11 protein-coding genes are annotated in these 13,865 nt (G+C 69.4%); 9 read left to right on the forward strand and 2 right to left on the reverse strand.

What is annotated here, in order from left to right; genetic code table 11:
- Positions 1–16: 16 nt before the first annotated feature.
- Positions 17–1,045, reverse strand: a complete 1,029-nt coding sequence (locus ACIQRL_RS19920) for an ABC transporter permease (RefSeq protein WP_401332942.1) — start codon at positions 1,043–1,045, stop codon at positions 17–19.
- Between the two features lie 526 nt (positions 1,046–1,571).
- On the opposite strand from ACIQRL_RS19920, the gene ACIQRL_RS19925 reads away from it, so the two are divergent.
- The 5 genes from ACIQRL_RS19925 to ACIQRL_RS19945 are packed head-to-tail and all read left to right on the forward strand — an operon-like array spanning position 1,572 to position 7,224.
- Positions 1,572–3,197, forward strand: a complete 1,626-nt coding sequence (locus ACIQRL_RS19925; protein WP_401332944.1) for an ABC transporter substrate-binding protein — start codon at positions 1,572–1,574, stop codon at positions 3,195–3,197.
- A gap of 54 nt (positions 3,198–3,251) precedes the next feature.
- Positions 3,252–4,175, forward strand: coding sequence for an ABC transporter permease (locus tag ACIQRL_RS19930; RefSeq protein ID WP_401332946.1), 924 nt, complete (start codon positions 3,252–3,254; stop codon positions 4,173–4,175).
- Positions 4,168–5,190 (forward strand): ABC transporter permease, encoded by a 1,023-nt coding sequence (locus ACIQRL_RS19935; RefSeq protein WP_401332948.1) that lies wholly within the window; start codon positions 4,168–4,170, stop codon positions 5,188–5,190. Before ACIQRL_RS19930 ends, ACIQRL_RS19935 begins: the two co-directional genes overlap by 8 nt.
- 5 nt (positions 5,191–5,195) lie before the next feature.
- Positions 5,196–6,182: an ABC transporter ATP-binding protein gene (locus ACIQRL_RS19940; RefSeq protein WP_401332950.1), complete on the forward strand. Its 987-nt coding sequence runs from the start codon at positions 5,196–5,198 to the stop codon at positions 6,180–6,182.
- On the forward strand, positions 6,163–7,224 hold the full coding sequence (locus ACIQRL_RS19945) for an ABC transporter ATP-binding protein (protein WP_401332952.1): 1,062 nt from the start codon (positions 6,163–6,165) through the stop codon (positions 7,222–7,224). Before ACIQRL_RS19940 ends, ACIQRL_RS19945 begins: the two co-directional genes overlap by 20 nt.
- Before the next feature lie 149 nt (positions 7,225–7,373).
- On the opposite strand, the gene ACIQRL_RS19950 is transcribed toward ACIQRL_RS19945, so the two are convergent.
- Positions 7,374–9,503: a prolyl oligopeptidase family serine peptidase gene (locus tag ACIQRL_RS19950; RefSeq protein ID WP_401332954.1), complete on the reverse strand. Its 2,130-nt coding sequence runs from the start codon at positions 9,501–9,503 to the stop codon at positions 7,374–7,376.
- A 186-nt stretch (positions 9,504–9,689) separates the two neighbouring features.
- On the opposite strand from ACIQRL_RS19950, the gene ACIQRL_RS19955 reads away from it, so the two are divergent.
- The 4 genes from ACIQRL_RS19955 (at position 9,690) to ACIQRL_RS19970 (ending at position 13,709) form a co-directional block, all read left to right on the forward strand.
- Positions 9,690–9,884, forward strand: coding sequence for a hypothetical protein (locus tag ACIQRL_RS19955; RefSeq protein WP_401332955.1), 195 nt, complete (start codon positions 9,690–9,692; stop codon positions 9,882–9,884).
- A 79-nt stretch (positions 9,885–9,963) separates the two neighbouring features.
- Positions 9,964–10,875 (forward strand): N-acetyl-1-D-myo-inositol-2-amino-2-deoxy-alpha-D-glucopyranoside deacetylase, encoded by a 912-nt coding sequence (mshB, locus tag ACIQRL_RS19960; protein WP_401332957.1) that lies wholly within the window; start codon positions 9,964–9,966, stop codon positions 10,873–10,875.
- Between the two features lie 76 nt (positions 10,876–10,951).
- The gene (locus ACIQRL_RS19965; protein ID WP_401332959.1) at positions 10,952–11,374 is read left to right on the forward strand and encodes a DUF6113 family protein; all 423 of its coding nucleotides are present in this window, start codon (positions 10,952–10,954) and stop codon (positions 11,372–11,374) included.
- A 160-nt stretch (positions 11,375–11,534) separates the two neighbouring features.
- Positions 11,535–13,709, forward strand: coding sequence for a hypothetical protein (locus ACIQRL_RS19970; protein ID WP_401332961.1), 2,175 nt, complete (start codon positions 11,535–11,537; stop codon positions 13,707–13,709).
- Positions 13,710–13,865 lie beyond the last annotated feature (156 nt).

The following is a 13,865-nucleotide window of genomic DNA, read 5'->3' on the forward strand; positions in this document are numbered from 1 at the left end:
CGGGTGGAGCTGGTGGCTACCGCTTGGACTTCGGGTCGAGCGCGTCGCGCACCGAATCGCCGAGCAGGTTGAAGGCGAGGACGAAGATCACCATGGACAGGCCCGGGAAGAGCATGAAGGTGAGGTCCTCGGTGTAGAACTCGGCGCCGCGCTGGATCATGACGCCCCAGTCCGGGGTCGGGTCGATGATGCCGACTCCGAGGAAGGCCAGACCGGCTTCCGCGGTCACGTACGCCGGGAGCATCAGCGTGGACTGGATGATGATCGGCGTCCACAGGTTGGGCAGCAGTTCCTTGAACACGATGCGCCGTGAGGAAGCGCCGGTGACCTTGGCCGCCTCGATGTACTCGCGCTCCCGCAGGCCGAGGACCTGGCCGCGCAGCAGACGGGCGATGGAGGCCCAGCCGAAGCCGGAGAGGACCACGATCAGGGAGATGGCCCGCAGCGAGGTGGGGATGTTGTCGTCGGGCGCGACGAACAGCCCGTACACCACCGGCATGAAGGCGATGAAGAACAGGGTCGAGGGGAACGACAGCAGAATGTCGATGACCCGGCCGACGAAGTAGTCCGTACGGCCGCCCAGATAGCCCGCCGTGATGCCGACGATCACGCCGACGAAGGTGGTCAGCAGGGTGGCGGCCACGGCGATGCCCAGGGAGGTGCGGATGCCGTACAGCAGGAACGTGAAGACGTCCCGGCCCAGCTGCGGCTCGATGCCGAACCAGAACTCCGAGCTCATCCCGCCGTTGGGGCCGGACGGGTAGGAGAAGGCGTCGAGGAGTTCCGGTCGCTGGCTGGCGTAGGTCGTGTACGGGTCCTTCCCGTACAGCTTCGCTATGAGCGGGGCCAGGATCGCGACCGCGAAGAAGAAGATCACGATATACGCGGAGATGACGCCGGTGCGGTCACGCTTGAACCGCTTCCAGGCGAGTCGTCCCGGGGAGCGACTCTCCGAGCCCTTGGGGTTGGAAGACGAATCCGGGATCGATCCGATCTCGTCGGTCACCTCAAGCGATGCGGCCGCGGAAGGAGTGGGGAGGGTCATGGTGCTCCAGGCCCGTGGGGTCAACGGCGTCCGCAGGGCGCTCCCTACGGGCTACGCCGGACTTTTTCAACGCAATTCATGCAAGGTCAATAAAATCTCGGTCGCCTTGGTCCTCTCTTTACTTTCTTGACCTTAGCTTGACCTTAGCGTAACTACGCGTGTAGCGCACCGTGGCCGTTCTGTGTCCGGATTCGGACCAACTTCGCGAAACGGGCAATGAGTTCGTTATCCGGACGCCGGAGTCTCGGAATGCGTACATCTAGTGCACTGGAATCAACGGTTCCGCATCGAAGTGCGGGGATCTGTTGCGTCGACGGTCAAGATCCTCTTTGTCGAGGGTCAAGATCCTCTGACGACACATCCGGAGTTCCTCCTTCCGGATGAGCCGACACCCGGAAGGGTGGGGTAAATGTGCGATGCACCCCGTATGGACGGATATTGGGCCCCAAAGGCACAACGCACCGGAGCCGGACGTCCGACCCCGACCCGGCGCCGGCGGCACAGCGCACTCTTGAGGAGGCACTCCATGCGTGGAGCCACGCACGCCAAATGGGCCGCATGCGCGGTGGCGGTAGCCCTCGCGGCGTCCGCATGTGGGGGCGGGGGAGGCGGCAGCAGCAGCGGCTCCGGCACCGTCAGCGCCTCCTGGGGCGACCCGCAGAACCCGCTGGAGCCCTCCAACACCAACGAGGTGCAGGGCGGCAAGGTCCTCGACATGATCTTCCGCGGGCTGAAGCGGTACAACGCCAAGACCGGCGCCGCCGAGGACATGCTCGCCCAGAAGATCGACACCACGGACTCGCAGAACTTCACGATCACCGTCAAGAGCGGCTGGAAGTTCAGCAACGGCGAGGCCGTCACCGCGCAGTCCTTCGTCGACGCCTGGAACTACGGCGCCAGCCTGAAGAACAATCAGAAGAACGCGTACTTCTTCGGGTACATCCAGGGCTACGACAAGGTGCACCCCGACACGGGCAGCCAGACCGCCGACACCCTGTCCGGCCTCAAGGTGACCGGCACGGACACCTTCACGGTCGCGCTCACCCAGAAGTTCTCGACCTTCCCGGACACCCTCGGCTACGCGGCCTTCTCGCCGCTGCCCAAGTCGTTCTTCAGCGACCACGCGGCCTGGGTGCAGAAGCCCGTCGGCAACGGCCCGTACACCATCGACTCCTACACCAAGGGCTCCCAGATGTCCCTGGTGAAGTGGGACGGCTACCCCGGTGACGACAAGGCGCAGAACGCCGGTGTGACCCTCAAGGTCTACACGGACAACAACACCGCCTACAACGACCTCCTGGCCGGAAACCTCGACCTCGTCGACGACGTGCCCGCGGCCCAGCTCAAGAACGCGAAGACGGACCTGAACGGCCGGTACATCAACACCCCGGCCGGCATCATCCAGACCCTCGCCTTCCCGTTCTACGACCCGAAGTGGAACACCAGCGGCGCGACGAAGGTCCGTCAGGGACTGTCCATGGCGATCAACCGCCAGCAGATCACCGACACGATCTTCCAGAAGACGCGCACGCCCGCGAGCGACTGGACCTCACCGGTGCTCGGCCAGAAGGGCGGGTTCCAGGAAGGCCTGTGCGGCAAGTCCTGCGAGTACAACCCGACCGAGGCCAAGAAGCTGGTCCAGGAGGGCGGAGGTCTGCCCGGCGGCCAGGTCAAGATCTCGTACAACGCGGACACCGGCTCCCACAAGGAATGGGTCGACGCCGTCTGCAACTCCATCAACAACGCGCTCGGCAACAACACGGCCTGCGTCGGCAACCCGATCGGCACCTTCGCCGACTTCCGCAACCAGATCGGGCAGCACAAGATGCCCGGTCCGTTCCGGGCCGGCTGGCAGATGGACTACCCGCTGATCCAGAACTTCCTCCAGCCGCTGTACTACACGAACGCCTCCTCCAACGACGGCCAGTGGTCGAACAAGCAGTTCGACAGCCTCGTCAACCAGGCGAACGCGGAGACCGACACCACCAAGGCCATCCAGCTCTTCCAGCAGGCCGAAGGGGTCGTACGGGACAACATGGCCGCCATCCCGCTCTGGTACCAGAACGGCAGCGCCGGCTATTCGGACAAGGTCTCGAACGTGGCGCTCAACCAGTTCAGCGTCCCGGTCTACAACGAGATCACCGTCAACTGAGCCGCCCGGGGCGGACCCGCCACCACGGCCCGCCCCTCTAACTCCGGAGCACTCATGGGACGGTACGTCGTCCGGCGTCTGCTGCAGATGATCCCGGTCTTCTTCGGCGCCACCATTCTCATCTTCCTGATGGTGAACGTGATGGGTGACCCCATCGCGGGCCTGTGCGGTGAACGACAGTGCGACCCCGCCACGGCCGCCCAGCTGCGCGCGGAGTTCGGCCTCGACAAACCCCTGTGGCAGCAGTACCTGACCTACATCGGCCACATCTTCACCGGCGACTTCGGCACCGCGTTCAACGGACAGCCGGTCACCGAGCTGATGGCCTCCGCCTTCCCGGTCACCATCCGGCTGACGATCGTCGCGATCTTCTTCGAGATCATCATCGGCATCACGCTCGGTGTCATCACCGGTCTGCGCCGCGGCCGGCCCGTCGACACAGGCGTCCTCCTGCTCACCCTCGTGGTCATCTCCGTGCCGACCTTCGTCACCGGTCTGCTGGCCCAGCTGCTGCTCGGCGTCAAATGGGGCTGGATCAAACCGTCGGTCTCCGCGGACGCCACCTTCGGCGAGCTGATCGTGCCGGGCCTGGTGCTGGCCTCGGTCTCCCTCGCCTACGTGACCCGGCTGACCCGGACCTCCATCGCGGAGAACAAGCGGTCCGACTACGTCCGCACGGCCGTCGCCAAGGGCCTGCCGCGGCGCCGGGTGACCATCCGGCACCTGCTGCGCAACTCGCTGATCCCCGTGATCACCTTCATCGGCACCGACGTCGGCGCGCTGATGGGCGGCGCGATCGTCACCGAGCGGATCTTCAACATCCACGGTGTCGGCTATCAGCTCTACCAGGGGATCGTGCGCCAGAACACCCAGACCGTCGTCGGCTTCGTGACCATCCTCGTCCTCGTCTTCCTGGTCGCCAATCTGCTCGTCGACCTCCTGTACGCCGTACTCGACCCGAGGATCCGCTATGCCTGAGCAGCCGCCGTACGAGGAAGAGGAATTTCACCACGGCCCCGAAGGTCCGCCGCCGGAGGACCTCGCGATCGCTCCGACCGGCTTCGGCGGCACCATGGACCTCGGATCGAGCGAGGCGGAGACCCTGGAGCGGACGCCGGGGGGACCGGAGGGCACGGGTCCGCGGGAGAAGCCGCGCTCCCTGTGGTCCGACGCCTGGCGGGACCTGCGCCGCAACCCGGTCTTCATCATCTCCGGACTCGTCATCCTCTTCCTGGTCGTCATCTCGATCTGGCCCGGGCTGATCACCTCCCAGAGCCCGCTCCAGTGCGACCTGTCCAAGGCCCAGGAGGGTTCCCAGCCCGGACACCCCTTCGGCTACGACGGACAGGGCTGCGACGTCTACACACGGACCGTGTACGGGACCCGGATCTCGATCAGCGTCGGTGTGCTCGCCACGATCGGGGTCGCACTCCTCGGTTCGTTCCTCGGCGGTCTGGCCGGTTTCTACGGCGGGGTGGGTGATTCGGTCCTGTCCCGGATCACCGACATCTTCTTCGCCATCCCCGTCGTGCTCGGCGGTCTGGTCCTCCTCTCCGTGGTGACCAGCAACACGATCTGGCCGGTCGTCGGGTTCATGGTGCTGCTCGGCTGGCCGCAGGTCTCCCGTATCGCGCGCGGCTCGGTGATCACCACCAAGGAGAACGACTACGTCCACGCGGCCCGCGCGCTGGGCGCCTCCAACTCCCGGATGATGCTGCGGCACATCACCCCGAACGCGGTCGCGCCGGTGATCGTCGTCGCGACCATCGCGCTCGGTACCTACATCTCGCTGGAGGCGACGCTGTCGTACCTGGGCGTCGGTCTGAAGCCCCCGAGGGTCAGCTGGGGCATCGACATCTCCTCGGCGTCCGCGTACATCCGCCAGGCCCCGCACATGCTGCTGTGGCCGGCCGGCGCGCTCGCGATCACCGTGCTCGCGTTCATCATGCTCGGCGACGCGGTGCGCGACGCCCTCGACCCGAAGCTGAGGTGACCGCCGTGCTGCTGGAAGTGCGCGATCTGCAGGTGGAGTTCAGGACCAGGGACGGTGTCGCCAAGGCCGTCAACGGGGTCACGTACAGCGTGGACGAGGGCGAGACGCTCGCCGTGCTCGGCGAGTCCGGTTCCGGCAAGTCGGTGACCGCCCAGGCCGTGATGGGCATTCTCGACATGCCGCCCGGGAAGATCACCGGCGGCGAGATCCTCTTCCAGGGCAAGGACCTGCTGAAGTTCAAGGAGGAGGAGCGGCGCAAGGTGCGGGGCGCCGAGATGGCGATGATCTTCCAGGACGCGCTGTCCTCCCTGAACCCCGTGATCAGCGTCGGCGACCAGCTCGGCGAGATGTTCATCGTCCATCGCGGGATGAAGCGCAAGGAAGCCCGCGCCAAGGCGATCGAGCTGATGGAGCACGTGCGCATCCCGGGGGCAGCCGAGCGCGTGCGCGACTATCCGCACCAGTTCTCCGGCGGTATGCGCCAGCGCATCATGATCGCCATGGCGCTGGCCCTGGAGCCCGCCCTGATCATCGCCGACGAGCCGACCACCGCGCTCGACGTCACCGTGCAGGCCCAGGTCATGGACCTGCTCGCGGAACTCCAGCGCGAGCTCCACATGGGGCTCATCCTCATCACCCACGACCTCGGCGTGGTCGCGGACGTCGCCGACAGGATCGCGGTGATGTACGCGGGCCGGATCGTCGAGACGGCGCCGGTCCACGACATCTACAAGGCGCCGGCCCACCCCTACACGAAGGGCCTGCTGCACTCGATCCCCCGGCTCGACCAGAAGGGCCAGGAGCTGTACGCGATCAAGGGGCTGCCGCCCAACCTGATGCACATCCCGCCGGGCTGCGCCTTCAACCCGCGCTGCCCGATGGCCCAGGACATCTGCCGCAGCGAGGTGCCGCCGCTCGCGGAGGTCGACGCGGACCGCAGGAGCGCCTGCTTCTTCTGGAGGGAGTGCCTCGATGACACAAGCAGCAACTGAGCCGCTGCTGGAGGTCAGCGGACTGGTCAAGCACTACCCGCTCACCCAGGGCATCCTGTTCAAGAAGCAGGTCGGGGCCGTCAAGGCCGTGGACGGCGTCGACTTCCACCTCGGCCGCGGCGAGACCCTCGGCATCGTCGGCGAGTCCGGCTGCGGCAAGTCGACGGTCGCCAAGATGCTGGTCAACCTGGAGAAGCCGACCGAGGGAGCGATCAAGTACAAGGGCGAGGACATCACCCGGCTGTCCGGCAAGGCGCTGAAGGCCGTACGCCGCAACATCCAGATGGTCTTCCAGGACCCGTACACCTCGCTCAACCCGCGGATGACCGTCGGCGACATCATCGGGGAGCCGTACGACATCCACCCCGAGGTCGCGCCGAAGGGCGACCGGCGGCGCAGGGTCCAGGACCTGCTGGACGTGGTCGGGCTCAACCCGGAGTACATCAACCGCTATCCGCACCAGTTCTCCGGCGGCCAGCGCCAGCGCATCGGCATCGCGCGGGGCCTGGCGCTGCGGCCCGAGATCATCGTCGCCGACGAGCCGGTCTCCGCGCTCGACGTCTCCGTGCAGGCGCAGGTGATCAACCTGCTGGACAGGCTCCAGTCCGAGTTCGAGCTCAGTTACGTCTTCATCGCGCACGACCTGTCGATCGTGCGGCATATCTCCGACCGGGTCGGGGTGATGTACCTCGGGCGGATCGTGGAGACCGGCAGGGACGTCGAGATCTACGACCATCCGACGCACCCCTACACCCAGGCGCTGCTGTCCGCCGTGCCCGTGCCGGACCCCGAGGCCCGGGAGCACCGGGAGCGGATCATCCTTCACGGGGACGTGCCCTCGCCCGCGCACATCCCGTCCGGCTGCCGGTTCCGCACCCGCTGCTGGAAGGCGCAGGAGCGCTGCACGCTGGAGGTGCCGCTGCTCGCGATCCCCGCCGAGTTCCGGCTCATCGAGGGTCCGGCGGCCCATGACTCGGCCTGTCACTTCGCGGAGGAGAAGCAGGTCGTGCCCCCGGAGGAGCCGTCCGGCGGGGCCGCATAACATCACAAATGTGAGCGAACTTCGTTAACACACAGGCAACTTGGTGGAAGCGGTACCGATATACGGACGCGCCAAGGTGAACACCGTACGGCCGTGCGGGTGCCGTAAACGAGCCGGGGTGCGCCATGTCACCCCGGCTCGTTGCCGTGTCAGGCCAGATCGAGGGCGCGCCGCAGGAAGTCCACCTGGAGCAGGAGCAGGTTCTCGGCGACCGTCTCCTGCGGGGTCATGTGCGTGACCCCCGAGAGCGGCAGCACCTCGTGCGGGCGGCCGGTGGCCAGCAGCGCCGAGGACAGCCGCAGGGTGTGCGCCACCACCACGTTGTCGTCCGCCAGGCCGTGCACGATCATCAGCGGCCGGTGCTGTTCGGCGGGCGCCGAGAGCCCCTCGTCGGTGACCAGCGAGCTCTTCGCGTACGTCGCCGGGCTCGCCGTCGGATCGCCGAGGTACCGCTCCGTGTAGTGGGTGTCGTACAGCCGCCAGTCCGCGACCGGGGCGCCCGCGATGCCCGCGTGGAAGACGTCGGGGCGGCGCAGTACGGCGAGTCCCGCGAGCCAGCCGCCGTACGACCAGCCGCGGATGGCGACCCGGGACAGATCGAGCGGGAACCGCTCCGCGAGCCCGTGCAGCGCCTCCACCTGGTCGTCGAGGGAGAGCGTGAGGTCGTCACGGATCGCCTTCTCCCAGGCGGGGGAGCGCCCCGGGGTGCCGCGTCCGTCGGCGACGACCACCGCGAAGCCCTGGTCGGCGAACCACTGCGAGGTCAGGTGCGCGTTGTGCGCGGCCAGCACTCGGGGGCCGTGCGGACCGCCGTAGGGGTCCAGCAGGACCGGCAGGGGAGTGTCACCGTCGTAGTCGGTAGGCATAAGCACGGCGCATGGGATTTTCTGTGCGCCCCCCTGTGTGAGCGTCACGCGCGGGGACAAACCGGGGTGTTCGGCGTACGAGGTGATGGCCGCGACCTGCTTCCCCTCCCGCAGCACCTGCACCTGGGCTCCCGGTTGATCGAGCACCGAGGACACGAGCACGGTCACGCCCCCGGCGCGCACGGCCGAGTGCACGCCGGGCTCCTGCGAGACGCGCTCCAGGCCGAGTTCGTTCACCCGGTACACATGGACTTCGCCTGTTTCCGGCGCGTTCGCCCCCTCGCCCGCCGAGGCCGCGATCAGTACGTCGTCGGACGACACGTCGAGCACCGCCCGGACATGCAACTGGTCGCCGGTCAGGGGGCGTTCGCCGAACGCCAGGACCCGCGCGCCGCCCTCGTCGGCGATCCGGACGAGCTGTCCGCCGGGGCTCCAGCACGGCACTCCGGGGAAAAGATCAAGCCAAGTTGGATCTTCGTCGGCGTGCACCATACGGGTCGCCCCGGAGTCCGGGTCCACGGCCAGGAAGAGCTGGCTGCGCTGGTCCCGAGCCTGCACCAGGATCAGTGGCGCACCCGCCGCTGACCAGTGCGCATGCGCCAGATAGGGGTAGCGCGTCCGGTCCCAGGAGACCTCCGTGCGCACCCCGTCGAGCCCGAACACGAAGAGCCGCACTTCCGCGTTGGCGCTGCCCGCCACCGGGTAGGCGACCCGCTGCGGATCGGCTTCCGGATGCGCCGGATCGGAGATCCACCAGCGCTGTACGGGCGTGTCGTCGACCCGCGCGACGAGCAGCCGGTCCCCTTCGGGTGACCACCAGAAGCCGCGCGAACGCCCCATCTCCTCGGCCGCGATGAACTCGGCCAGTCCATAGGAAACCGAACCGTGAGCCGCCGCCGGCTCCGGCTCCGCGAGCGCCCGGTCACCCTCGCCCTCGGATCCCACGACCCGCAGCGCGCCCCCGGAGACGTACGCCACGAGCGTGCCGTCGGGGGAGGGGCGCGGGTCGATCACCGGTCCGGGGACCGGGAGTTCACGCGCCGTGCCGGCCCGCAGCTCCGCCGTGAACAGTCGCCCTGACAAGGTGAAACAGGCCAACTCGGCGGCTGTGTCAGTGGCATATCCGACGATCCCCGCTCCGCCCTCGCGGCTGCGCTCGCGGCGCGCCCGTTCCTCGGGGGAGAGATGTTCGGTGGCGCCGCCGAGCAGGGCCGCGGGGTCGGCGGCGACCCGTTCCCGGCCCTCCGGCACATCGAGAACCCACAGTTGGTTCGCCCGCTCCCTGCCGGAGGGGGACCGCAGGAACACCACACGGGAACCGTCGGGGGACACGGTGAACGCGCGCGGCGCGCCGGAGGTGAACCGCTGGGTGCGGGCGTACCGGCGCGGGAAGGAGAGAGGCTCGTTCGTCATGCCTCGACCATATTGGCCATGCGCCCCCTTGTGCGGCCGTGCGCCGATCGATGCGCGCGTACGGATAGTTATGATCACTAGCGCTGCGTGGGTAGGAACCTGCTGGCTGCTGTATGGATTTACCGACCCCCCATGTCCGACCCGTACCGGACCCCAAGTCCCTGGGAACTTTGGAGGTGAGCCGCCGTGGCACTCTCGATTTCGGCGGTGGTGCTGCTGGCGATCATCGTCTTTCTTCTGATCAAGAAGTCAGGACTGAAAGGCGGGCACGCGGTCGTCTGCATGCTGCTCGGCTTCTATCTCGCCTCCTCCACCATCGCGCCGACGATCAGCGATCTGACCACGAACATCGCGGGGATGATCGGCAGCCTGAAGTTCTGAGCCGCGCCGGCCGGGCGAGCGCGCCCGTGGTGCCTGACGGGGGACCCACGGGCGACCGGTGCCTCGTAGGGTGGGCCCCATGACGGAACTGCCCGACCGGCGTCTGCTCCTGGTGCACGCGCACCCGGACGACGAGTCGATCAACAATGGCGCGACCATGGCCCGCTACGCGGCCGAGGGCGCCCATGTGACGCTGGTGACCTGCACCCTCGGCGAGGAGGGCGAGGTCATCCCGCCCGGACTCGCCCATCTCGCCCCCGACCGCGACGGCGGACTCGGCCCGTACCGGACCGGTGAGCTGAGCGCCGCCATGAAGGAACTGGGCGTCGCCGACCACCGCTTCCTGGGCGGACCCGGGCGGTTCCGCGACTCCGGGATGATGGGCGCCGAGCAGAACCACCGCCCGGGCGCCTTCTGGTCCGCGGACCTCGACGAGGCCGCCGACTGCCTCGTGGAGGTGATCCGCGAGGTACGCCCCCAGGTGCTCGTCACCTATGACCCCCAGGGGGGCTACGGGCACCCGGACCACATCCAGGCCCACCGCGTGGCCACCCGCGCCGCCGAACTGGCCGCGGAGCCCACCCATCGCCCCGACCTCGGCGACGCCTGGCGCATCACCAAGACCTACTGGAACCGGGTGCCGCGCCCGGTCGCCGAGGAGGCGTTCGCCCGGCTGCGCGCGGCCCTCCCGGAGCTGCCGTTCGACCGCGTGGCCGCCGTCGACGACGTACCGGGCGTGGTCGACGAGGCGACGGTCACCACCGAGATCGACGGGACCGCGTACGCCGCCGCCAAGGCCGCCGCGATGCGGGCGCACGCCACCCAGATCACCGTGGACGGGCCCTGGTTCGTCCTCTCGAACGAGCTGGCACAGCCGCTCTTCACCACCGAGTACTACGAACTGGTCGGCACCCGCCGGCCCGCGACGCGCGAGAGCGACCTCTTCGCGGGGACCGACGGCACCGGGACGATCGACGGAGCCGACCGGTGAGGGGCGCGGGGATGACGAGGGCGAAGACGGGGACGAGGGCGAGGACGATGACGACGTGGTCAGGGGCGGATCTGCGATGAGTACCAACGGACAGCGCGGCGGCAGCGTGCTCGCCCAGCCGCTGACCCGGCCCTCGGGCGGGCGGATCGCCGCCTACCTGGGCCTCTTCCTGCTCGGTGCCGTGGTCGGCGTCGCCGGGGCGCTGGTGCAGCCGGGCTGGTTCCCGCTCGGGCTGCTGCTCGCGCTGGCGGGCGCGGCCGGCCTCTTCCTGGGCGGCGCGCGGGCGACCGGGTCCCGCGCCGGGGCCGTCGCCCCCGCGGCGGGCTGGATGGTCACCGTCGTCCTGCTCACCGCCAGCCGCCCGGAAGGGGACTTCCTCTTCGGCGTGGGGGTCGTCTCGTACCTCTTCCTGCTCGGAGGCATGGCCCTGGCTGTGATGTGCGCCACCCTCGGCCAGGGGCGGCAATCAGGCCCTTCCGGCGCCCGACTTGGCAAGTGACGTACCACTTCGCCGTATCGGTCCCGTGCGGGTCCCGTGCGAGATTCCTGGACGGCCGAGGTTTGCGGGCCGTACATGGCCAGTATGGTGGTGCGCGCCGCCGAGCTGCCCGAGATGAGGTCGAGTAAACGGGCGGCGGAGCCAACCGGGAGAACCTGCCTTGAGTCGTGAAACTGACAGTTCGTCCTCCGGGCCCAACGGGCGCGGTGGAGCCGCGTACCCGTCGGGGACGCCGCCGTACGGCACCCCCGCGGCTTCCGAAAGCGGTGCCGACGCGGGCCGTTCGGCCGCCGGCAAGCCGCCTGAGGAGCGCAAGACCGAGACCACGCTGACGACACGGATCCGGATCAACATCCCCGGGTCGCGGCCCATCCCGCCCGTGGTCGTCCGTACCCCCGTCGCCGACGCCGACGTGTCGCCCGAGGGCGGCGACGGCGCGCACGCCGGGACACAGGCGCCGCAGGGCATGAGCGCGCCCGCGGGCGCCTCCGCCCCGGCCGCCGCCGCGGCCCCCTCCGCACCGGCACCCGCCCCCGGGGACCAGCCCGCGGCGGCCGAGGACAAGACGAGCGACTGGTTCGCGCCCCGCAAGGCCGGCACGCCCCCCAAGGGCGGACCGGGAGGCGGCTCGACCAATGGCGCGGGCCTGCCCGGCGGTTCGGCTCCGGCCGGCCCGGCGGGTTCCGCGGGCGCGCCGGGCGGGGGACGGCCGATGCCGTCCACCGGTGCCGGTCCGCTGGGCATCACCGGCGGCGTGCGGCCCGGCGGTACGAACGGCGCCGGACTCCCCGGTGCCACCGGTGCCGGACCCGTGGCCCCCGGCCACGGCGGCGGCACGGGCTCCTTCGACGTCTCCGGGGCGCTGCGCGACACCGGCTCCTTCCCGGCCATCGGTCCGGCCGGCGGGTCGGGCGAACCGCGCCGCGACGACCTCCCGTACTTCTCCGAGGGCGGCAGGGGCGGCCCTGCCGGTCCCACGAGCGGTCCCACCACCGGTGACGGCCCGCTGCTGCCCCCGGCCGGTGCGGGCGCGGCTCCCGGCAGCCTGGCCGCGTCGCCCCGCTCGGGCCCCGGCAACCGGAACACGGGCACGGGCTACCCCGGCCCGGGCAACGGCTCGCGCGGCGGCCTGAGCGGCGGTCTCAGCGACGACACCGCGATCCTCACCCCGCAGAAGCCGGCGCCCGACCCGGGTCCCGGCGGCTACGGCGCGCCCGTGGAGAACGTCTCCGGTCACACCCTGACCAGTGGCATCCCCGTCGTGACGCCCAGCCAGAACTTCGCGTACGACGCGGGGACGCGGAACGACGGACCCCGGTCGCGCACCGCGCCCAGGCTTCCCGAGCCGGTCCAGCAGCCGTCCGCCTCGTCGAAGCCGGCGAAGAAGAAGGGCCGCAACAAGCCGGCGCTCCTCGGCGCCCTCGTCGTGGTGCTCGTCGGTGGCGCCTACGGCGCGGGCCTGCTCATGAACCACTCGGACGTGCCCAAGGGCACCACCGTGCTCGGCGTCGACATCGGCGGCGGCACCCGTGACGACGCCGTCAAGAAGCTCGACGACGCCTTCGGCACGCGGACGAACAAGCCGCTCACGCTGTCCGTCGACGGCGACACGGTCCAGCTCCGGCCCGACCAGGCCGGACTCCAGCTCGACAGCCAGGCCACCGTCCGCGCCGCCGCCGGCAGCGACTACAACCCGATCTCGGTGATCGGCTCGCTGTTCGGCCAGGAGCGTGTGGTCGAGCCCGTGATGCCGGTCGACAAGGAGAAGCTGCAGGCCGCCCTGGAGCGCGCCGCGAGCGGTGCCGGTTCGGCGAGCGACGGCACGATCAAGTTCCAGCCGGGCAAGGCCGTCGCCGTCTACGGCAAGGAGGGCAAGGGCATCGACGTCGGCCCCTCGGTGCAGGCCGTCGAGGACGCGTACCGCGCCCAGGTGGAGACCGACGCGACCACTCCGGTCAAGGTCGCCACGACGACCCGCCAGCCGACGGTCAGCAAGGCCGAGGTGGACCGGAAGATGTCGACGTTCGCGACGGTCGCCATGTCGGCGAACATCGTCATCCGTACGGACGCCACCCACTTCGTCCGCTTCAGCCCGCAGAAGTCCATCTGGAAGTTCCTGAGCGTCACGCCGGTCCAGGGCAAGCTGGTCGAGCACTACGACCTCAACGTGCTCCAGGGGCTGTACGGCCATGCCTTCGACGGTGTGACGATCACCAAGGGCGACGGCAGCAAGAAGGCCGTGAGCCCGCAGGACGTCGCCTCCGCCATAGGAAGGGCGCTCGTGGGGAAGACGGCCGTCGCACGCGACGTGACCATCCCCACCAACCCCAACTAACGGGCGCACCAAGGCGCACCACGCGCGTCGAGGGCATCCGGCCGGGTTCTCCCCGGCCGGGTGCCCTCTTGCCGTGTCGCACGGTCGGCCGCGAGGCGCGGGCGCGGTCCGCCGGCATGACATCTGTCATCCGCGACGGAGGACACACCGCACTGC

This window comes from Streptomyces sp. NPDC091209 (assembly GCF_044757755.1).
GTDB lineage: Bacteria > Actinomycetota > Actinomycetes > Streptomycetales > Streptomycetaceae > Streptomyces.

Bases quoted from the DNA above. Each gene is read 5' to 3' on its own strand.
- ACIQRL_RS19965 (WP_401332959.1), top strand. From the start codon at position 10,952: ATGAGTACCAACGGACAGCGCGGCGGCAGCGTGCTCGCCCAGCCGCTG.
- mshB (WP_401332957.1), top strand. From the start codon at position 9,964: ATGACGGAACTGCCCGACCGGCGTCTGCTCCTGGTGCACGCGCACCCG.
- ACIQRL_RS19920 (WP_401332942.1), bottom strand. From the start codon at position 1,045: ATGACCCTCCCCACTCCTTCCGCGGCCGCATCGCTTGAGGTGACCGAC.
- ACIQRL_RS19935 (WP_401332948.1), top strand. From the start codon at position 4,168: ATGCCTGAGCAGCCGCCGTACGAGGAAGAGGAATTTCACCACGGCCCC.
- ACIQRL_RS19945 (WP_401332952.1), top strand. From the start codon at position 6,163: ATGACACAAGCAGCAACTGAGCCGCTGCTGGAGGTCAGCGGACTGGTC.
- ACIQRL_RS19925 (WP_401332944.1), top strand. From the start codon at position 1,572: ATGCGTGGAGCCACGCACGCCAAATGGGCCGCATGCGCGGTGGCGGTA.
- ACIQRL_RS19950 (WP_401332954.1), bottom strand. From the start codon at position 9,503: ATGACGAACGAGCCTCTCTCCTTCCCGCGCCGGTACGCCCGCACCCAG.
- ACIQRL_RS19930 (WP_401332946.1), top strand. From the start codon at position 3,252: ATGGGACGGTACGTCGTCCGGCGTCTGCTGCAGATGATCCCGGTCTTC.